This is a genomic window from Rhizobium sp. NXC24, assembly GCF_002944315.1.
Classification (GTDB): Bacteria; Pseudomonadota; Alphaproteobacteria; order Rhizobiales; family Rhizobiaceae; genus Rhizobium.
The window spans coordinates 1,686,511-1,705,162 of the sequence record NZ_CP024314.1; the positions used below are offsets into that span (position 1 = coordinate 1,686,511).

An 18,652-nucleotide genomic window follows, 5' to 3' on the forward strand; every position below is an offset into this window, starting at 1 on the left:
CCGACGAACGTCGTTACTTCGTCGCCTTGATGCGGGTGATCATGTCCTTGAGGGCCGGATCGGTGACAAACTGGTCATAGATCGGCTGCATGGCGGCTTCGAACGGCGCCTTGTCCAGCGGGATCACCTCGACGCCGGCCTGCTTCACCTTCTCCTCAGACGTCGTTTCCATCGCATCCCAGAGCTGACGCATGTAGACGACCGACTGCTTGGCGAGCTTGCGCACCAGCACCTGCTCTTCCGGGGTGAAGCTGTCATAGACGCGCTTCGACATCAGCAGGACATCGGGAGCCATCGAGTGTTCGCTCAACGAATAGTACTTGGCGAGTTCGTAGTGATGGAAATTATAGTAGCTCGGCCAATTATTCTCCGCGCCGTCGATAAGCCCGGTCTTGAGGCCTGTGAAGACTTCGCCCGTTGGCATCGGCGTGGCGTTGGCGCCGAGCGCCTTCATCATCGCCACCCAGATATCGGACTGCTGCACGCGGATTTTCAGACCCTTGAGATCCTCCATCTTCCGCACCGGCTTGGTGGTGTAGAAGGATCGCGAACCAGAATCGTAGAAGGCGAGGCCGACGAGGCCATGGGCGTCGCAGTCCGCCAGGATCTGATCGCCGATCGGCCCGTCGAGAACCGTGCGCATCTGGGCCTTGTCGTGGAAGAGGAACGGCAGGACCGGCACCATCATTGCCGGGCAGATGGTGTTCAGCGTTCCGGAGTTGACGCGGATGAAGTCGAGTGCCCCGAGCTTGACCTGCTCGATGGTGTCCTTCTCGCTGCCGAGCTGCGAGTTCGGGAAGACCTTGATCGTATATTTCCCATCGGTTGCCTTGCTGAGTTCATCGCTCATGTACTGCACGGCCTTGACGGTCGGGTAATCCGGCGGCTGCACATCGGCCGAGCGGAACTGACGGGCTTGCCCCGTCGTGAACGTGCCGAGCGCGAGGAGGCCGGCAAATGCTGTCGTGATGATTCTGGTGGTGCGCTTCATTGTTTTCCTCTCTCCTAATCACAAAACAAGAATGGCCGCCCGCCTCCGTGCCTGGAAATTCAAGTCACGGGCGGGCTGAAAATGGTCGTTATTTTTGGAATGCCGAGTTCGATCCAGCGGCCGGTCCAACAACGGCGCAGCCGCCTCGGACTTCAAAGATACGGGCAATATTCATCATCTCCCCCTCCTCAACGAGACCGGAACCTCCTCGTCCCGGCCGAAATCTCGCTGCATTGCGCCCCGGAAGGGCGCGAAGCCAAAAAGCGCCTCGGGATTGTCGACAAGGGCAAGCCCGAGGGCGTCCACATTCGGCAGCCAGCCGAGCACTGTGTCCGTGAGCATTGCGTCGTCAGGATAGTCAGCGTTTTGCCGCGCCAGATTGTGAGGCCAGTTCGTGCCCCAGACGATCCGCTCCGGCGCGTGGGCGGCCACATCGCGCGCGACAGCGGCAATATCTTCATAAGCGGGGCCGCCACTCTTCGAGGATTCATAGCAGCCAGCGAATTTGAACCAGCAATTGCCCTTGTCGATCAGCCGCTTCACAGCCCTGACCTGCGGGCTCTCCGGCGTCACCCCGGCAAAGAACTTGCCGTGATGATCGAGCACCCAGCGCGATTTCAGCCGAGCCAGCCGGGGCTCGTGTTCGAGAATATGGCTGCCGTCGAATTGCACGGCCAGCATCCAGCCACGCGCGCTCGCCCTGTCATCGATGGTTTCGAGCGCATCAAGGCCGATCGCGCCGCCAGGCAGATCCATGATGCGCGCGCCGACGACACGGGCCTCAGCGAGCCTGTCGAGTTCGGCCTCCGGCGTCTCGGCGTCGATGACGGCAACGCCGCGGGCGATATCGCCCATTTCCGCAAGGCAGGCCAAAAGATTGCCATTGTCGCGCTGATGGGCATTGCCCTGCGTGATGACCACGCGGTCGATGCCGAGCCAGCCCATCACCTGGCGATATTGGTCTGATGTCGGCAGACTGCCCGCCGGCAGATCGGGGCCGCCGGGCTGCGCCAGGAAACCGGGCAGATACATGTGCATCTGCGTGTCTACTGTTCCCTGCGGAAGCACGGTGCGAGGTGGAGTGCCTGAGAGCGTGCGCACCAGCATGTCACTTGTCCTCCGTACGAAATTCAACCGCCGCCGCATCGAAGGCAATCTCGGTCGAGTACAGAGCCCAGCGATGTTCGAGGCGATATGAACGGGCGACGGTCATCATCTCACCGCTTCCAAGGCGCGATGAGCTTATCGAGCATGACCTCTTCCTCGGCAGTCAAATCGTCCAGAGGCGGCCGTACCCTGCCCGCTTCGAAGCCCTGAAGCCTGACGCCGGCCTTGATGGCAGCGACCGCATAGCCCTTGCGGCGGTTGCGGATGGCCATGAACGGGTAGAAGAAGTCCTTCAGGATCGTCTCGCAGCGCGCACGTTCGCCGGCGCGAAGCGCCTCATAGAACTCGACGGCAAGCGCTGGTACGAAATTGAAGACGGCGGAGGAATAGGTGGTGAAGCCAGCCCCGAGATAGGCTTCGGCGAAAAGTTCGGCTGTCGGCATGCCGCCAAGATAGGTCAGCCGGTCGCCCATAGTCGCGGTGATCTGGCGTACTCCGCCGATGTCGCCTGTGCCGTCCTTGAAACCCACCAGGTTCGGGCATTCGTCGCACAGGCGTTTCAGCGTATCGACCGAAAGCACCGAGTTGTCGCGGTTATAGACCATGATGCCGATATCGACCGATTGGCAGATGCGCTTGACGTGGGCGTAAAGCCCTTCCTGCGGCGCATCGATCAGATAGTGCGGCAAAAGCAGGATGCCGTCGGCGCCGGCCTTCTCGACCGCCTGCGCCAGCTCGACGCCGACATGTGCGCCGAAGCCGCAGCCGGACACGATCGCCGTCTTGCCGGCCGCCTCCTTGGCTGCCCTGACAATGGTCGGGATCTCGTTCGGCGATAGTGAGAAGAACTCGCCCGTGCCCCCGGCTGCAAACAATACCGGCGCGTCATAGCCCGACAGCCATTCGATATGACGCTGATAGCTGTCGGAGCGGAATCTCTCCTCCGCATCAAAATGCGTAACAGGAAAGGACAACAGGCCTGCGCCCAGCGCGGCCTTGATTTCTTGCGGCGTCATCAGGAATTCCTCTTCTGCCTCCTCAGGCAGCAGTTGTCATATATGTATGACGCTTCCCTGTCAACGACTCATCATACAGGTTTGCGCTGTTCGCGCAGAAGCGCGCGATAGCGCTCCTGGCTGCCCCGCAGATGCCTGCGCATGGCCTCGCGGGCGCCCTCTTCGTCGCCATTCGATATCGCCACGACGATCTGACGATGCTCCTCGTCGATCAACAGGATATAGGCGTCCTGATCGGACTCGAGCTCGCCTTCGCGCATGGCCGCGCGCGGAATGATCCGTGGCCCGATCATCGAAAGAAATTCCCGGAAACGCGAATTGTTCGTCGCCTCGGCGATGGCGAGATGGAGAGCAAAATCGGCTTCGCTCGTCGGAACGCCTGCATTGAGGCAGTCGCGCAGCGCTTGATGCCGCTCGAAGATCGTCTCTTCCTGCGCCGGTGACCGCCGCAATGCGGCAAGCCCGGCGGCTTCGACTTCCACGGCGGTTCTGAGCTCCAAAAGCTCGATGACGGACGAAACCCGGGCCTGATCGAGATTTCCGAAGGAGAGAACCGGCAACGCCGGCGATTCGAGCACAAAGACCCCCGCCCCCTGCTGCGCCTCGACCAGACGGTCGGCCCTCAGCGCCGCGATCGCCTCGCGCACGACCGTGCGGCTGACACCGTGGGTCTCCGTGAGCTGCGATTCGCTCGGCAGCTTGCTTCCGGGCGGAAACTGTCCGCTGGCGATGGCCCGACGCAGCGTATTGCTGAGACGCGTAACCAGCGTCTGCGACCTGGCTTCAGTCTGGGACTTTGGCTGAACGGCCACGTCGATACCTCTCTTGCTGGGCGTAAGCGGTGAGAAAAGCACTGCGCGAAGTCGTATGTCAAGTTGGTGCCCATACTTGCAACCTGCCAAACTTGTAAACGGATATTGCCAACATGTATGATGGGTTTGATTTGGCAAGGCGCGCGTCGGCTATCCCTGGACCGTGCCTTGGAGGAAACAGGGACAGGACATCGACAGGTTCCAAGCACTTCAAGCGCTGGTTGGGGGAAATCGGTGTCTGATTGGGCGCGTAGCGCTGCCGTCAGCGCGGACCTCCGCACCGATGCAAGCGCCGAATTACCTGCCGGCAAGTTAGGCGGAGCGTCTTTCCTCTCCGCCATGCGCGCTCGAGGGTGCACCCGACCAGCCAAGTTCCGGCGCGATCCGGGTGACGAAATCGTGGAGGATCTGGCGGTACTGCTCGTGCTCGAACTCGTAAGGCAGTTCCAGCCGCAACTCGCTGACCTCAGGCAGCAGCGGATCGGCAAAGAGCCGTTCCAATATTTGGTCCGAGGTGCCGACGATATCGCGGGCAAACAGGGTGCGCTTCTCGCCTTGGGGTGACAGCGTCCGCCCGTCGCGGCCGGCGGCATAGTCCTGATACCGGCGGCGGGTGGCGGCATCGGCGCTGTCGAAGGGTACGATGACGCGCCCAAGCGCGATACGGCGCTTTGGCCCGGCGGCGGCACGATAGGTTTCGATCAATCGCGACTGGGCGACGAAGAAATCATCGGTTCCCTCGCCCGTAATCACATTGCCAGTCAAAAGGTTGAAGCCATTGCGGCCAGCCCACTCGGCCGAGCGCTGAGATCCGCCGCCATACCAGATCCGGTCGATCAGCCCCTTGGCATAGGGCTGTAGACGCGGCCGGATCGGACCGAAGGGCGTCTTGATGAAGGTCCGCTCGTCGCCGAGATGGGTACCGCGCAGATTGTCGGCAAAGCGCAGGACGCGATCGTGGGAAAAATCGTTGTTCGTCCAGTCGCCGTCGAAGACCAGCGGCGCGATCAGGTCGGCGTGCAGTGGACGTCCGGCGCTGACGCCGATATTCAGCCGGCCGCGCGACAGAACGTCGACGGTGGCAAGATCCTCCGCCAACCGGTAGGGACTTTCATAGCCGATCGGAATGACCGCCGTTCCCAATTGAATCCGGCTGGTGCGCTGGGTTGCCGCCGCCAGGAAGGCGGTGCCCGACGAAATACCGGGCTCCAGATGTCGCTGGCGGACCCAGGCGCTGTCGAAGCCCAGCTCTTCCCCATATCGCAGTTGCTGGAGGGTCTGCTCCAACCCCGACAGTGGATCCTCGTCCGGATAGTTGCCGGGGGTGAGGAAACCGATATGGCTGATGGATATCTTGCGGCCGCTCATGTTTTGCTCCTGTCGATGCCGTCAGGCGATCAATATTTCGGCAGGCCGGGCGGATTGGTTTCCGACTTCGGCAGGGCCTCTTCCGCCAGATGCCAATGATCGAGAATCTTTCCGTAGGTGCCACTAGCGATCAGGTCGTTGGCGGCGACGGTCAGTGCATTGGCCAAGCCGCTTCCCTTGCGCGTCGTCACCGCCACATCCGAGCGATCCGGCCAGCCGGCGCTGAGCGTACCGACGCTTTTGATGTTCTCGTCACGGGCGGCGATGTAGACGAGCTGCGCATGCGGTTGCACGATCACATCGGCGCGGCCCGACGCCAGAGCCAGCAGGCTTGCGGCATCGTCGTCGTAATATTGCAGCTCCAGCGGTTTCAAGCCGGCCGCCACGTTCTCCTTGCTCCATTCGAGCAGGATGCGTTCTTGATTGGTGCCGGCGCCGACGATGAACCTGAGACCGGCCGCATCCTTCGGCTCCTTGATCGAGCCGATCTTGCTGTCCGATTTGACATAGATGCCGTGCAGCCCCTGCCGATAGGTGGAGAAATCGAACTTCTCCTTGCGCTGCTCGGTAACGCCGACATTGGAGATAACGGCATCGTATTTGCCCGACGTGAGACCCAGCGGCCAATCGATCCAGGCGACCGGCACCAGTTCCAGCTTGAGCCCGAGGCTATCGGCAATAGCATAAGCGATATCCGGATCGGCGCCGACCACGGTCTTGGCATCCGTCGCATAGGTGGCAAGCGGCGGCCCGCCGGGTGCGACGGCAACCGTGAACGTGCCCGGCGTGACGAACTTGAAATCCTTAGGGATAGCGGCGACCGCGGTCTCGTCCCGTCCGACGTGAATGCGGCCCGGTTGCTCGGGGCTCAAGTCGAAGGTTAGATCATCGGCACGGGCCGCGCCGAAGGACGCCAGCGCCGTCATCATCAAAGCGAATGAACATGCCCGGATGGCCGGTATGCCTGTCATGGGAGCCTTCTCCATATCCTGTCTTCATGAATGGCCGGCTTCGCGCGAGCGAGCCGGCCGTCTTGCGTTTGAGAGACGGTTACGAGCCGCTTTTCGGCAGGCCGGGCGGATTGGTCTGCGACTTTTCGAGCGCCTCGGAGCCAAGGCTCCAGCGCTTCAGCACCTCGCCATATTTGCCGTCCTTGATCAGGTCGTTGAGCGCGATGGTGACCGCGTCCGCAAGACCGGCACCCTTGCGCGTCGTCACCGCGATCTCCGCCGACACCGGCCAGCCGCCGCTGACGGTCCCTACCAGCTTGGTGGTGCCCTTGATGGATGCGCTGTAGGCGAGCGTGGCGTTCGGGTTGAACTCGACATCGGCGCGGCCGGACTGGATCGCCAGATCGGCTGCGGCACGGTCATCGTAGTATTGCACCTCGATCGGCTTCAGCCCGGCGGCGACGTTCTCCCGATCCCATTCCAGGAGGATCTTCTCCTGGTTGGTGCCGGCGCCGGTGATGACCTTGAGGCCAGCAACGTCCTTCGGGTCCTTGATCGCGGTGATCTTGCTATCGGATTTGACGTAGAAGCCGAGCACATCTCTGCGATAGGTGGAGAAATCGAACTTCTCCTTGCGTTCCTCGGTGACCGTCACATTGCTGATAACAGCATCATACTTGCCAGAGGAGACGCCGAGCGGCCAATCCTCCCAGGCAACCGGCACGAGGTCGAGCTCAAGACCGAGCGAATCTGCGAGCAACTGTGCGATCTCGGGATCGGTGCCGACCACCGTCTTGGCGTCCGTGGCATAGGTCGAAACCGGCGGATCCCACGGGTTGATTGCCACGGTAAACTTGCCGGGGTTGACGAATTTGAAACTGGACGCGATGGCCTTGATCGCCGCATCGTCCTTTTCCGCGCGGACACGGTTCGACGTATCCGGGCTCAGATTGAACTTTTCTGCCGCATGTGCAGAGCCGAGGCCGATGGTGGCTACGGCGACAATGCCGGCCACCAGAGATTTCGTTGTCTTGAAGATAGTCATGTAGCTTACCTCTTTTTCTCTCTATGGTTGTATTTGCGTTTACTCTCTTCCTCTCGCGAAGGGGCCGGGTTTTCGCTAGAGAACTTTTGCCAGGAACTCGCGGGTGCGTGGATGTTCCGCTTCGTTGAAGATGCGGGCCGGCGGGCCGGCCTCGAGGATGTGGCCGCTTTCCATGAAGACCACCGTATCGGCCACCTCGCGGGCAAAGCCGATCTCGTGGGTGACGATGACGAGCGTCGTGCCGGTGCGGGCGAGCTCCTTGATAACGTCGAGCACCTCGCCGACCAGTTCCGGATCGAGTGCCGACGTCGGCTCGTCGAAAAGCAGCACCTTGGGGCGGAGCGCCAGGGCGCGGGCGATCGCGACGCGCTGCTGCTGGCCGCCGGAAAGCTGGCGCGGATAGGCGTTGATCTTGTCGCTGAGGCCGACGCGGGCAAGCAGCTCCTGCGCCAATTGCACGGCATCCTCGCGGCCGATGCTCCGCACCTGGATCGGCGCCTCGATGAGGTTTTCGAGCACGGTCAGATGCGGAAAGAGATTGAAGCTCTGAAACACCATGCCGATATCGGCGCGGCTCCTCAGAATATCCTTCTCCTTGAGTTCGTAGAGCGTGTCGCCCTTCTGGCTGTAGCCGATCAGATTGCCGTCGATGGAGATAAAGCCGCTATCGACGCGCTCCAGATGGTTGATGGCACGCAGGAGCGTCGATTTGCCGGAGCCGGATGGGCCAAGGATGGCGGTCACGCTGCCGGGCGAAAGGCTGAGTTCGATATTATCGAGCACCTTCAGTGCTCCAAAGCTTTTCGAAATGCCGTGAATGCGCACTGCCCCTCCGGCCGCCCGGAAGCTTGCCACGTCGATGACGCCGGGCCGCAGCGCGGCATCCGTCGAGACGTCCAAAGCTGGCAGCGGACGGCGGAACCGTTCGAAGAAGGCTTGGAAGGGAAGCGGCGTCGGGTTGCGCACCGCGCCTTTCGAGAAATAGCGCTCGATATAGTGCTGCGCGATCGACAGCACGGTCATGATGACCAGATACCAGACGGTCGCGACCATCAGCAGCGGAATGACTTCGAGGTTGCGGCGATAAATGACCTGGACCGTATAGAAGAGTTCCGGCAGGGCGAGCACATAGACCACGGAGGTGCTTTTTGCCAATCCGATGATCTCGTTGAAGCCGGTCGGCAGGATGGAGCGCATGGCCTGCGGCAGCACGATGCGGAAGGCCTGGCGGCGACGCGACAAGCCCAGAGCCGAGGCCGCCTCAAGTTGTCCCTGATCGACGGAAAGGATGCCGCCGCGCACGATCTCCGCGAAGAAGGCCGACTGGTTGAGCGTCAGCCCCAGGAAGGCAGCAGCGAAAGGCGTCAATAGCTGCACCGTCGGATAGTCGATGAAGACCGTATCGGTGAAGGGAATACCGATCTTGATCGTCTCGTAGAGATAACCGAGATTGTTCAGTACCAGCAGCAACACGATCATCGGGATCGATCTCAGCAGCCAGATATAGCCCCAGGAAAGGCCTGACAGTAGCGGCGACTTGGAAACGCGGGCAAGCGCCAGCGCCGTGCCGAGGATCGAGCCCGAAATCGCGGCAAGCACCGTCAGAAGCAATGTCCTGCCGAGACCGGCGAGAACGGGCTCGGCGAAGAACCATTGCGCGAAAACGCTCCAACCCCAGCGCGGATTGGTGAAGGTGGAATAGAGCACGGCGGCGATGACAAGGGCGGCGAAGATGGTTCCCGCCACACGGCCGGGATGGCGGGCCGGAACGATGCGATAGCGGGAATAATCCTGCTTTTGATCGGCGACCCTGTTGCCGGGAGCAATGCCCGCGAAATCTGTCGTCAGTGCCATGATGTTTCCCTTTTATGGACTATCGGTCCGTGACCGTTTTCACCTGTTGCCGCCGGCCACGCGCAGTTCCGGTTCGGCCAGATGGCTGACATCTTTCTCGAAAGGGAGGGTCCGGTGGATTTCCGGATCGACCGCCTGGTCGAACAGGGCGGTGTAGCCATAGTTGAGATAGAGGCCGACCGCCTCCGGCTGGCGGAAACCCGTGGTCAGGTAGATGCGGGAATAGCCCTGGCGGGCTGCCTGCGCTTCCAGCTCGATCAGGACCTTGCGCGCCAGCCCTTGCCGGCGCAGATCATGGCGGGTCCAGATGCGCTTGAATTCGGCGGTGCGCTCGTCATAGCGCTTGAACGCACCGCCGCCGATGGTTTCGCCATCGCGGATCAAAAGCACGAAATTGCCATCGGGCGGCGCGAAGGCTTCCGGCGGATAGCGGTTGAGCTCCGCCGCCGCACCCTCGGCGCTGAAATAGGTGCCGTAGCGGCTGTCATATTCATGGATCAGCTCATCGATCAGCGGCTTTGCGCGGGGGTCGAGAGGGGTCGTGTAGAGAAAGCTGTCACTCATCTCATCAGCCGTCCTGTTGTCGTCATCATGAAAGGAAGGTCTCGACCAGCCGCACCCAGTAGCGGGCGGCGGGCGCGATGATCGCGTCGTTGAAATCGTATTGGGCGCAGTGGAGAGGGGCGCTGTCGCCGTTGCCCACGAAGAGATAGCTGCCCGGCTGCGCCTGCAGCATGAAGGCAAAATCCTCGCTTGCCGTGCGCGGCCGGAAATTCTGCACGATCCGCCCCTCGCCGAAGGTCTCCAGCGCCACTGCGCGGGCGAAGGCCGTCTCTTCGCGATGATTGATCAGCGCCGGAAAGCCGAGGCGATAGTTCACATCCGCCTGCGCACCGAAACTTTCCGCCTGGGCGCGGGCAAGTGCGGGGATACGCTCTTGCAATTGCTGGCGCACCGCCTCGCTGAAAGCACGCATGGTCAGCTTCAGCTCTATGCTTTCCGGGATCACGTTCGAGGCCGAACCACCATGGATCGAGCCGACAGTGACGACCGCCATATCCTGAGGATCGATATTGCGCGCCACGACACTCTGCAGGGCCGTGATGAAGGCGGCAGATGCCAATACCGGATCGACCGCCTTTTGCGGTTCAGCCCCATGACCACCTTTGCCGACGATGCGGATCACGGCCTGATCGACCGAGGCCATGGCCGCATCGGCGACGAAACCGAACTGACCCGATGGTACGCCCGGCCAATTGTGCAGGCCGAAAACGGCGTCGACTGGAAATCGTTCGAAAAGCCCGTCGGAAATCATCTTGCGCGCGCCGGCACCGATCTCTTCGGCCGGCTGGAAGATCAGCGTCAGCACACCGGAAAAATCTTTGGATTCAGCGAGGTAACGCGCTGCGGCGAGCAGGATCGACATGTGCCCGTCATGGCCACAGGCATGCATGACGCCTGGATTGTCGCTGGCATAGGGAAGATCCGTGGCCTCTTCGATCGGCAGGGCGTCCATGTCGGCCCGAATGCCAATGCGCCTGCCGCCGTCGCCGCCCCGAAGGGTTGCGACGACGCCAGTGCCCCCAACACCGGTCGTCACTTCATAGCCCCAGGAAGAAAGCAGGGAGGCGACGATCTTGCTGGTCCGCCGCTCCTGGAAGGCAAGCTCCGGATAGCGATGCAGATCATGACGGAGAGCGATGATCTCATCGACAAAGGAGGCTATCCCCTTTTCGATATCATCAGTCGGTCGATGATGCTGGGTGATCATGTTCATGGCAGCGTCGACCATGCCTCAGGCACGGATCGCCCTTCCTTGTTCGACTTCGTCCTTGGCCTGCGCATAACGGCTCTCGCGATAGGGCAGCCCTAGATGATCACGCAGCGTCGAGCCCTTCAGCAGGGGGCCGAAATAGCCGCGTTCGGTCAGGATCGGCAGGACGTATCGGGCGAAGTCGTCGAAGCCTTCGGCAATCACCGGGAAGCCGAGGATGAAGCCATCGGCCGCCCCTTGGTCCACCCAGCGGATGATCTCGTCGGCGATATGGTCCGCCGTGCCGATGAAAGCGGTGCGGGGTGTTGCGGAATCGAGCGCGACTTCGCGCAGCGTCAGCCCCTTCTCGTGCGCCGTCTTCTTGATGCGGTCCGTGGTCGCGCGGAAATTGTTGCGGCCGATATCGCCGAGATCGGGGAAAGGCGCGTCGAGCGGATAGACGCTGAAATCATGATGATCGAAGAAACGGCCGAGATAGAGCAGCGCCTCTTCGATAGTGACGAGATTGCGGATTGCCTGATATTTCGCCTCAGCCTCTTCCTTCGTCGCGCCGACGATCGGGCCGATGCCGGGATAGATGCCGACCTCCGCAGCCGACCGCCCGTGTGCGATCGCGCTGTCCTTGAGCTGGCGATAGAAGGCCTGCGCCTCCTCGATCGGCCCGCCATTGGTGAAGACGGCGTCGGCATGCCTGCCGGCAAGCCGGATGCCCGAGTCCGACGCGCCCGCTTGGAACACCACTGGCTGCCCTTGCTTGGAGCGGCCGATATTCAGCGGCCCTTCGACGCGGAAGAAGCGACCCTTATGGTTCAGCCGCCGCAGCTTGGTCTTGTCCGCAAAGACGCCGGTTTCGCGATTGCGGATGAAGGCGTCGTCATCCCAGGAATCCCACAGGCCCTTGATGACGTCCAGATATTCGTCGGCGATCTCGTAGCGCAGCTCGTGTTCGGGATGCTCGCGACTGTAGTTGCGACCGGAGCCTTCTAGCGGCGAGGTCACCGCATTCCACCCTGCCCTACCGCCGCTGATCAGATCAAGCGAGCCGAATTGCCGCGCGATGGTAAAGGGATCGCTATAGGAGGTCGAAACCGTCCCGACGAGGCCGATCTTCGAGGTGGAAGCGGCAAGCGCCGAGAGGATCGAGATCGGCTCGAAGCGGTTGAGGAAATGCGGGATCGACTGCTCGTTGATGTAGAGACCGTCGGCGACGAAAGCGAAGGCGATGCCGGCCTCTTCCGCCTTGCGTGCCGTATCGACAAAGAAGCCGAAATTGACGCTGGCATCGGCCGGACCGCTCGGATGTTTCCAGGCGTTCATGTGGCCGCCGGGACCCTGTAGCATGATGCCGAACGTGACGTGTTTCTGAGCCATGGGTGCAATCCTCTTCAGTATTATCAAGCGACGAGGGAGAGCCGCTCCTCGGCGAGCAGCTCGATGGAGGAAAGGCGCTCGGCAGCCGTCAGCGCCGGTGTGTCGAGAATGAATTCCTTGACGCCATAGCGGCGATGCAGTTCGTCCAGCTCATTGCGGATCTGCGCCGCCGTGCCGTGCAGCACGCTCGGCACCTTCTCCTCGGTCCGGTAATCAGTGACGCCAGCCTGGCGGGCGAATTCGGCCGCTTGTTCCTCGCTGCCGACATTGATCGTCTGACCGTTGGGAAGGAAAATCTTGACGATGCGGAGATCGCCGACACGTGCGCGCGCCTGCTCCTCGCTCTCGGCGGCAAAGGCCGCCAGCGCCAAGATCGGGCTCTTGCCGCCGCTCGCCGCCTCATAGGCTTCGAAGGTCTTGCGGAGATTTTCGGGATCGCCATTCAGATGGCCGGCAAAGACCAGCTCCCAGCCCTTCTCGGCTGCCAGCTTGGCGCTGTCGACGGAAGCACCGAGCAAATAGCGTTCGGGAGCGACCGCAGGAAGCGGCGTGGCAACGGCGGTATCCGCCGAGGATTCGCCTGAGAGATAAGCGTTGATGTCGGCAAGTTGATCGGCAAAGCTCGGCTTGCGCTCTGGATCGACCGCTGCCTGCAGCGCCCGCGTCGATAGCGGAAAGCCGCCCGGCGCTTTTCCGACGCCGAGGTCGACCCGGCCAGGCCCTAGCGAGGAAAGCAGATTAAAGGTCTCCGCCACCTTGTAGGCGCTATAATGCTGCAGCATCACGCCGCCGGAGCCGATGCGGATCTTCGATGTCTTGGCGAGCAAATAGCCAATCAGCGCCTCCGGCGCGGAGCTCGCCAAGTTCGCCATATTATGGTGCTCGGCCACCCAGAAACGATGATAGCCAAGCTCCTCGGCTCGAACCGCCAGTCTGGCGGTCGCCCGCAACGCATCCGTGGCATTTTTCCCGGCGTCGATAGGGCTTTTGTCGAGAAGACTCAGAAGATAGGACATATGGATCATCCGATTATCGTGCCGGCGTTTTGGTGCGGCTCTATAATCTATAAAACACGTAGATTAAATGTATTATAAGAAACGACTTTCTCTTCGCGCGGCAAAGTGGGGAAATAAGTTGCAGAGCGTGCGCACCTGTCTGGATGGGGCGGTAACAAATGTCACCTGACCCGGGGTTAGGCGACAACTTGTGCCGTAAAAAATGTCACAGGCGCAAAATGGCCGCGCGAACGGAACGTACTGTCACATGATTGGAAGAGGTTGACCGTGTTTACCGATTCAAAAGGTCAGAGGTTCGAAATCTGCCGCGTTCAGCATGCTTTCAATGAAAACCTGACAGCCCAGATGAGCATTTGATGCCACCGCGTTGATCTGCGTCCAGAAGGGGCGCTTTGTTGTCAAATTCGCGTTAGCTATGCGTCCAAACCGAAGACCCCGGATTTGCGGCACTTTTTTATGGCCGTGGCGCGGCGAGACGTTTGCCACAGATCGGCGTTAGCTTTGGCACGGCAAAACTGGTGTAGCGCGCAAAATCGCATGGCAAAGCGCGCAACATCAGATGGCAACAGATATTCAATGTAGCCGGACTATGGCGCGGCGCGACCAGTATGGCCCTCCAAACTATCCGGCAGTAACTCTTGGGACAACTTGGGAAAGCGCGGCTTTGAGCCTTGTTGCTTGCGGATCTCGCATCGCGCGACCGAGCCAGCTTTCGAATGCGGCCTTGGGCGTACCTTTGAGGTGCCTGGCGGCCAGCGCAAGGAACGCCTTGTTATCGAAATTGGCCATAAGTGTCGTGAGGTCCTCCGACGCAACGGCCTGCTCGATCCGGCGTCGCATCCCGCTCGCTATTGCAGCGATATCAAGTGCAGAGGTCTTCTCGGCGAACGTCTACGCCAAGCTTTCCGCAGTCGAGGCTTCCGTTAGATCAATCTTTTTCAGTGTGCGGTCGATCCGACGGCGGCAGTAGCGCAGTACGACATTGTCGATTGAGCCAGGTTTATTAACCTCTGCCAGCACGTCCTGTTTCAGTGCATCCAGCCTGGACTGCAATTCCGCGCCTTCAAACTTCTCCTCTTCTAGGATGGCGGTGGCAACGCTCGGCAGTAGAAACAAATTCTCGATCTCCGACACCGGCAGCGTGGCAACGCCTAGCTCACTCAGCGTTGCCTTGTCCTCCTCGCTATAATCATCCGCATCAACGACGCCCGAGCAGGTGATCCGGGTTAAACTCGCGTTATGTCGCATGGTGGCGACCGCGTGGATAACGTTCTCGCAAGCACCTCGCGGCACCACGGTCCAATCCGGATAGCAGGCTCGATAGATTGCGAGGTCGAGGCTTGAGCCGGTACCCTCCACAAACAAAATTGGCTTGCGGCTACCGAGAATGAGGGTGGCGACGGCTTCATCGAAGCCGGTGCCTTCAGGCACCAGGTCCAGTTCCCAATTACCAGGGGGCTGATAGCGGCGGATAACGAATTTTTGGCCTGGCCGCGATGCTGCGAACTCCAGATCATGAGTAATCACAAGAAAGGCGCAGTCAGGGCGCGCAGCCTCAGCCTCGTCCCAAAGCCTGCTAAGGATAGCGCGATGAACGTGGAGTTCGGGTTCATCAAAGATGAGGACAGAGTTCGGTTCAGCAACCAAGACCTGACCGAGTAAATAGAAAACGGCGCGCTCACCGTCGCTCATTTGTCCCGCATCGTATGCGGGATGACCTGCCGTGACCGCCTTGATGTTGTCTCCCGTGATTTCGAGAGTACGGTGCGGCAACACCCTGTCCCATACGGCACGAAGCTTCTGCAATTTTGTTTTTTCTGGTGTGCCAAGGGCCCCAGCATGAGCCGCATCGTGCGTTTTTAGCGCGATGTTGGATTGATCCGCAAAGAGAACTTGGACGAGAAAGTCGAAATCGTTGAGAAGCCGTGTTGCTGCCTCGTTTCCCCACCTGCTGCTTGGCCGATAATTGGTACCTTGTCCAGGACCTGCGTCCGGGTATCCATAGCGTAAACCTGCGAGAGCCTTTCCCTCGCTGATTTTCGCAATGTGCGTATTCAAAATCAAAGCCCGGTGAGCCGAGATGCGGTGAGCGTTTGACCCCCACTGACTTTCAGCTTGGGCTGCTAGGCGCGTCTTTCCACTTCCGTTCGCGCCGACAAAAAAAGTTGAAGAGCCGGGCTCCAGCTCAATAACGTAAAGCTGGTCCGACAAACCAGGAACGTTGAACGTAAATGTCATGGTGGGAACACCGCTTTGATGTGAGGTTTTGGTTCGAGGTGGCTGGATGTGCACAGGCCTTTGGTTGCCCATCTTTGTGCCGTGCTCTACCCAAAATCGCAACTAGAATTGGAGTTTGAAGGCGACTTGAAACCACCTTCAAACTGCATCATTTTCTTCTGGCTTGGCGGGCGGGCCAGCGTGACATGCGGCAACTGAAAACCTTGAGCAGAGGTGCGCCCGCATGGAAGAAGCGTACAAATGGACCGACAGCATCTATTGGCTGTCACATCACCAGGGCGAGATTGCCTGTTTTTGGTGCCCCAGGTGCGGCAAGCAGAAATTCTACCGCGTCAATTCCATGCTGAACGTGCTTGGCGATGCGCATTGCCTCGCCTGAACTGCTCCCTGAGAATGGGTTATTGCCTCATCTAAATTGCTCCCGACGAATCAACCTCGGGAGCTGTGATGAGGAAGGTAAGCATGGCGACACGTGCGGAATTGGTTGCGGCGATCAGTTGTCGCTATGTGTTAGGTGGGCGGACCGAGAAGGCGAGGATGTTAGACGAGTTCGTGGCGCTCACGGGCTTTCACCGCAATCATGCGATGCGACTGCTGAGAGGAGAACGCGAACCGGCGAAGGGTGGTCCTAGGCCAGGGCGCCGGGTCTACGGCGATGACGTGCGGGCAGCGCTCGTTGTTGTTTGGGAGGCGTCGGATCGAATTTGCGGCAAGCGACTACACCCTCTGTTGCCAACTCTGATCGAAGCGATGGAACGTCATGGACACGGCGATATGAATTGCGAGACGCGCCGGCAACTCTTGGCGATGAGCCCAGCGACGATTGATCGGGTCCTCAAGGAGATCAAAGCGAGCGCCACGGGTCCGCGGCGCCGGAAAGGATCAACGGCGATACGGCGTAGTGTTCCCGTTCGAACCTTCTCGGATTGGGATGACCCCGCACCCGGCTTTGTCGAGGCTGATCTCGTTTCTCATTCCGGCCCGTACGCGAGGGGTGCCTTCTCTCAAACGCTGGTGTTGACCGATATAGCCACGGGCTGGACGGAATGCGCGCCGCTGCTGGTTCGCGAGCAAACGGTACTGATCACTGCGTTGGCCGAACTGCGCAAGTTGCTGCCGTTCCCGCTGCTGGGCTTCGACACCGACAACGACAGTGTATTCATGAACGAGAGTGTTCATGAGTATTGCTTGCGCGATAATATCGAACTCACCCCGTTGCCGCCCCTACCGAAAGAATGATCAGGCATTTGTCGAGCAGAAGAATGGCGCGATCGTGCGCAAGATCGTTGGATACCGACGCTTCGAGGGGCTACGAGCCACTCGGGAGCTGGCCAAGCTTTATTCGTCAATGCGGTTGTTCGTGAATTTCTTTCAGCCATCATTCAAGCTGAAAGAAAAGCACCGTGACGGAGCCAAGGTAGTCAAGCGCTATCATCGTCCCGCCACGCCCTACCAGCGGCTGCTTGACGACCCACGCACGCCGGAGGATACATGCCTTTGGCTCAAGGCGATGTACCTGACGCTCGATCCGGTCCGGCTGCTCCGCGACATACGCCTGGCACAAGAGAGATTGGTCGAAATTGCTGACAAGCCTGATGGTTCGCCTGCCACCGACGGCGAGGCATTACCGCTCGAAGACTTTCTGTCTGGCTTACGGATTGCTTGGCGTGGTGGTGAAGTGAAACCGACTGCCCGATCCAAGCCAGCGGCCAAGCGAGAGCGGCGGAGGCCCGATCCTCTACTCGCCGTCACTGCCGAACTCGAGGAATGGTTCGAGGCGGAGCCTTGGCGGACTTCGCGAGAGTTGCTTGAACGCTTGCAGGTCAAATACCCCGGCGTGTATCCCGACGGCCTCATTCGGACCGTGCAGCGTCGAATGAAGATCTGGCGCAGTACACAGGCCAATGCGCTAGTGTTCGGGCCATTCGCCGATGTCGCGCGGCAGACGCAAATCGTAGAGGTCGTGCAGTGAGATCGTTACCGAACAATACCGAATCGGCATCCGCGCTCATACCGCCAGGTTGGCCTTCGACAACGCGACCCTACGCAAAACATGAGGACCGCCCGCGAAGCCGCCCGCTCGCTACAGCGCTATTGAGGGCGCGCTCGCGAGCGGCTTCGCTACCTCCGTCCTCTGCACCATGTGCGGGGACACGATCGGAACAACCCGTGAGGCATTCGAGAACATCGTAAGCGCCGTCTCCGCCCCATTGAATTGGCTGTATTTTGAGGCTTGCCGCGTGTGCGAGAAAGTTTCCAGGAATATCTGGAGATTTGCATGGCAGATGATGGATTTGTTGGTCGGTACGAAGTTGTCGAGCCGCGCCGCGGAAACCGGCGTTGGCCGGATGATGTGAAGGCGCGGATCGTGGCGGAAAGCCTTGAGCCTGGTGTTCGTGTTGTTGATGTCGCGCGCCGTCATGACGTTGTTGCGCACCAGCTTTCCTTGTGGCGCCGGCAAGTGCGCGAGGGCATTCTGGCGTTGCCTTTTGAGACTATGTCGGGCCAGTCGGAGAGCGGCGATGCCGAGCCTGCATTTGTGCCTTTGGCGATTGCGGCAGAGCCGAGCGAGGCTGTGAATGTTTTGGCGCCGCCGCTGCCGGCGACGGTTTCGTCGGTCTTGACGTTGGAGATCGGCCCGGATGTTGTGATGCGGGTTCCCGGCGATGTGCCGGTTGAACGTGTGGCGGCTCTGGTGCGAGCCATGCGAGGGACGGCATGATCGTCGCGGGCCAACGCCTGCCGATTCTGATTGCAACGCGGCCGGTGGACTTCCGCTGTGGGCATCAGGCGCTGGCTCTGATGGTGCAGACCGAGTTGAAGCTCGATCCGCATTCCGGGGTGACGGTGATCTTCCGGTCGAAGCGCGGGGATCGCCTGAAAATCCTGGTATGGGATGGCACCGGAATGGTGCTAACCTACAAAATTCTCGAACATGGAAACTTTGCCTGGCCCAAGGTTCAGGATGGGACGATGCGTCTTTCCAGGGGTCAATACGAAGCCTTATTCGAAGGGCTTGATTGGCGACGGGTCATGGCGCAACGGGTAACAGCGCCGACTGCGGCAGGATGACTCAGCCGTCCTGTTTTTGTATTGTTTTATTGGGTTTT

At 60.4% G+C, this 18,652-nt stretch carries 16 protein-coding genes and 1 pseudogene; 4 read left to right on the forward strand and 13 right to left on the reverse strand.

The genetic code is table 11. The features are described from left to right. Positions 1 to 13: 13 nt before the first annotated feature. The 13 genes from NXC24_RS31980 to NXC24_RS32045 form a co-directional block, all read right to left on the reverse strand. Positions 14 to 991 carry a TRAP transporter substrate-binding protein gene (locus tag NXC24_RS31980; protein ID WP_104827309.1) on the reverse strand — a complete coding sequence of 326 codons (978 nt, stop codon included), beginning with the start codon at positions 989 to 991 and terminating at the stop codon, positions 14 to 16. A gap of 174 nt (positions 992 to 1,165) precedes the next feature. Next, positions 1,166 to 2,098 carry an amidohydrolase family protein gene (locus NXC24_RS31985; RefSeq protein ID WP_104827310.1) on the reverse strand — a complete coding sequence of 311 codons (933 nt, stop codon included), beginning with the start codon at positions 2,096 to 2,098 and terminating at the stop codon, positions 1,166 to 1,168. Positions 2,099 to 2,208: 110 nt separating this feature from the next. Next, complete coding sequence (gene kdgD, locus NXC24_RS31990) at positions 2,209 to 3,114, reverse strand: 5-dehydro-4-deoxyglucarate dehydratase (protein WP_104827311.1); 906 nt, start codon at positions 3,112 to 3,114, stop codon at positions 2,209 to 2,211. A gap of 71 nt (positions 3,115 to 3,185) precedes the next feature. Continuing rightward, on the reverse strand, positions 3,186 to 3,926 hold the full coding sequence (locus NXC24_RS31995; protein WP_104827312.1) for a FadR/GntR family transcriptional regulator: 741 nt from the start codon (positions 3,924 to 3,926) through the stop codon (positions 3,186 to 3,188). A gap of 312 nt (positions 3,927 to 4,238) precedes the next feature. Beyond that, entirely contained in the window at positions 4,239 to 5,294 is a 1,056-nt protein-coding gene (locus NXC24_RS32005) for an LLM class flavin-dependent oxidoreductase (protein WP_104827313.1), read from the reverse strand. 29 nt (positions 5,295 to 5,323) lie between these two features. Beyond that, on the reverse strand, positions 5,324 to 6,265 hold the full coding sequence (locus NXC24_RS32010) for an ABC transporter substrate-binding protein (protein WP_104827314.1): 942 nt from the start codon (positions 6,263 to 6,265) through the stop codon (positions 5,324 to 5,326). Between the two features lie 79 nt (positions 6,266 to 6,344). After that, positions 6,345 to 7,289: an ABC transporter substrate-binding protein gene (locus NXC24_RS32015; protein ID WP_104827315.1), complete on the reverse strand. Its 945-nt coding sequence runs from the start codon at positions 7,287 to 7,289 to the stop codon at positions 6,345 to 6,347. A gap of 75 nt (positions 7,290 to 7,364) precedes the next feature. Continuing rightward, positions 7,365 to 9,143 (reverse strand): amino acid ABC transporter permease/ATP-binding protein, encoded by a 1,779-nt coding sequence (locus NXC24_RS36215; protein ID WP_104827316.1) that lies wholly within the window; start codon positions 9,141 to 9,143, stop codon positions 7,365 to 7,367. A gap of 39 nt (positions 9,144 to 9,182) precedes the next feature. Beyond that, positions 9,183 to 9,707: a GNAT family N-acetyltransferase gene (locus NXC24_RS32025; RefSeq protein ID WP_104827317.1), complete on the reverse strand. Its 525-nt coding sequence runs from the start codon at positions 9,705 to 9,707 to the stop codon at positions 9,183 to 9,185. A gap of 25 nt (positions 9,708 to 9,732) precedes the next feature. After that, positions 9,733 to 10,920: a M20 aminoacylase family protein gene (locus NXC24_RS32030; protein WP_104827943.1), complete on the reverse strand. Its 1,188-nt coding sequence runs from the start codon at positions 10,918 to 10,920 to the stop codon at positions 9,733 to 9,735. Positions 10,921 to 10,938: 18 nt separating this feature from the next. After that, positions 10,939 to 12,288 (reverse strand): LLM class flavin-dependent oxidoreductase, encoded by a 1,350-nt coding sequence (locus NXC24_RS32035; RefSeq protein ID WP_104827318.1) that lies wholly within the window; start codon positions 12,286 to 12,288, stop codon positions 10,939 to 10,941. A gap of 23 nt (positions 12,289 to 12,311) precedes the next feature. Then, positions 12,312 to 13,304 carry an MsnO8 family LLM class oxidoreductase gene (locus NXC24_RS32040; protein ID WP_104827944.1) on the reverse strand — a complete coding sequence of 331 codons (993 nt, stop codon included), beginning with the start codon at positions 13,302 to 13,304 and terminating at the stop codon, positions 12,312 to 12,314. An 891-nt stretch (positions 13,305 to 14,195) separates the two neighbouring features. Then, positions 14,196 to 15,542, reverse strand: a complete 1,347-nt coding sequence (locus NXC24_RS32045) for an AAA family ATPase (RefSeq protein WP_245464101.1) — start codon at positions 15,540 to 15,542, stop codon at positions 14,196 to 14,198. 223 nt (positions 15,543 to 15,765) lie between these two features. On the opposite strand from NXC24_RS32045, the gene NXC24_RS35360 reads away from it, so the two are divergent. The 4 genes and pseudogenes from NXC24_RS35360 (at position 15,766) to tnpB (ending at position 18,614) form a co-directional block, all read left to right on the forward strand. Next, positions 15,766 to 15,921, forward strand: coding sequence for a hypothetical protein (locus tag NXC24_RS35360; protein ID WP_158704599.1), 156 nt, complete (start codon positions 15,766 to 15,768; stop codon positions 15,919 to 15,921). A 68-nt stretch (positions 15,922 to 15,989) separates the two neighbouring features. Next, a pseudogene (locus NXC24_RS32050) lies at positions 15,990 to 17,514 on the forward strand (transposase). Positions 17,515 to 17,820: 306 nt separating this feature from the next. Further along, positions 17,821 to 18,264 (forward strand): transposase, encoded by a 444-nt coding sequence (locus NXC24_RS32060; RefSeq protein WP_104827320.1) that lies wholly within the window; start codon positions 17,821 to 17,823, stop codon positions 18,262 to 18,264. Then, on the forward strand, positions 18,261 to 18,614 hold the full coding sequence (tnpB, locus tag NXC24_RS32065; RefSeq protein WP_104827321.1) for an IS66 family insertion sequence element accessory protein TnpB: 354 nt from the start codon (positions 18,261 to 18,263) through the stop codon (positions 18,612 to 18,614). The genes NXC24_RS32060 and tnpB overlap by 4 nt, the downstream gene beginning before the upstream one ends. The last annotated feature ends 38 nt before the right edge of the window (positions 18,615 to 18,652 follow it).

Bases quoted from the DNA above. Each gene is read 5' to 3' on its own strand.
- tnpB (WP_104827321.1), top strand. From the start codon at position 18,261: ATGATCGTCGCGGGCCAACGCCTGCCGATTCTGATTGCAACGCGGCCG.
- NXC24_RS32015 (WP_104827315.1), bottom strand. From the start codon at position 7,289: ATGACTATCTTCAAGACAACGAAATCTCTGGTGGCCGGCATTGTCGCC.
- NXC24_RS32025 (WP_104827317.1), bottom strand. From the start codon at position 9,707: ATGAGTGACAGCTTTCTCTACACGACCCCTCTCGACCCCCGCGCAAAG.
- NXC24_RS32035 (WP_104827318.1), bottom strand. From the start codon at position 12,288: ATGGCTCAGAAACACGTCACGTTCGGCATCATGCTACAGGGTCCCGGC.
- NXC24_RS32060 (WP_104827320.1), top strand. From the start codon at position 17,821: ATGGCAGATGATGGATTTGTTGGTCGGTACGAAGTTGTCGAGCCGCGC.
- NXC24_RS32045 (WP_245464101.1), bottom strand. From the start codon at position 15,542: ATGACATTTACGTTCAACGTTCCTGGTTTGTCGGACCAGCTTTACGTT.
- kdgD (WP_104827311.1), bottom strand. From the start codon at position 3,114: ATGACGCCGCAAGAAATCAAGGCCGCGCTGGGCGCAGGCCTGTTGTCC.
- NXC24_RS31980 (WP_104827309.1), bottom strand. From the start codon at position 991: ATGAAGCGCACCACCAGAATCATCACGACAGCATTTGCCGGCCTCCTC.
- NXC24_RS32030 (WP_104827943.1), bottom strand. From the start codon at position 10,920: ATGAACATGATCACCCAGCATCATCGACCGACTGATGATATCGAAAAG.
- NXC24_RS31985 (WP_104827310.1), bottom strand. From the start codon at position 2,098: ATGCTGGTGCGCACGCTCTCAGGCACTCCACCTCGCACCGTGCTTCCG.
- NXC24_RS36215 (WP_104827316.1), bottom strand. From the start codon at position 9,143: ATGGCACTGACGACAGATTTCGCGGGCATTGCTCCCGGCAACAGGGTC.
- NXC24_RS32040 (WP_104827944.1), bottom strand. From the start codon at position 13,304: ATGTCCTATCTTCTGAGTCTTCTCGACAAAAGCCCTATCGACGCCGGG.
- NXC24_RS32010 (WP_104827314.1), bottom strand. From the start codon at position 6,265: ATGACAGGCATACCGGCCATCCGGGCATGTTCATTCGCTTTGATGATG.
- NXC24_RS35360 (WP_158704599.1), top strand. From the start codon at position 15,766: ATGGAAGAAGCGTACAAATGGACCGACAGCATCTATTGGCTGTCACAT.
- NXC24_RS32005 (WP_104827313.1), bottom strand. From the start codon at position 5,294: ATGAGCGGCCGCAAGATATCCATCAGCCATATCGGTTTCCTCACCCCC.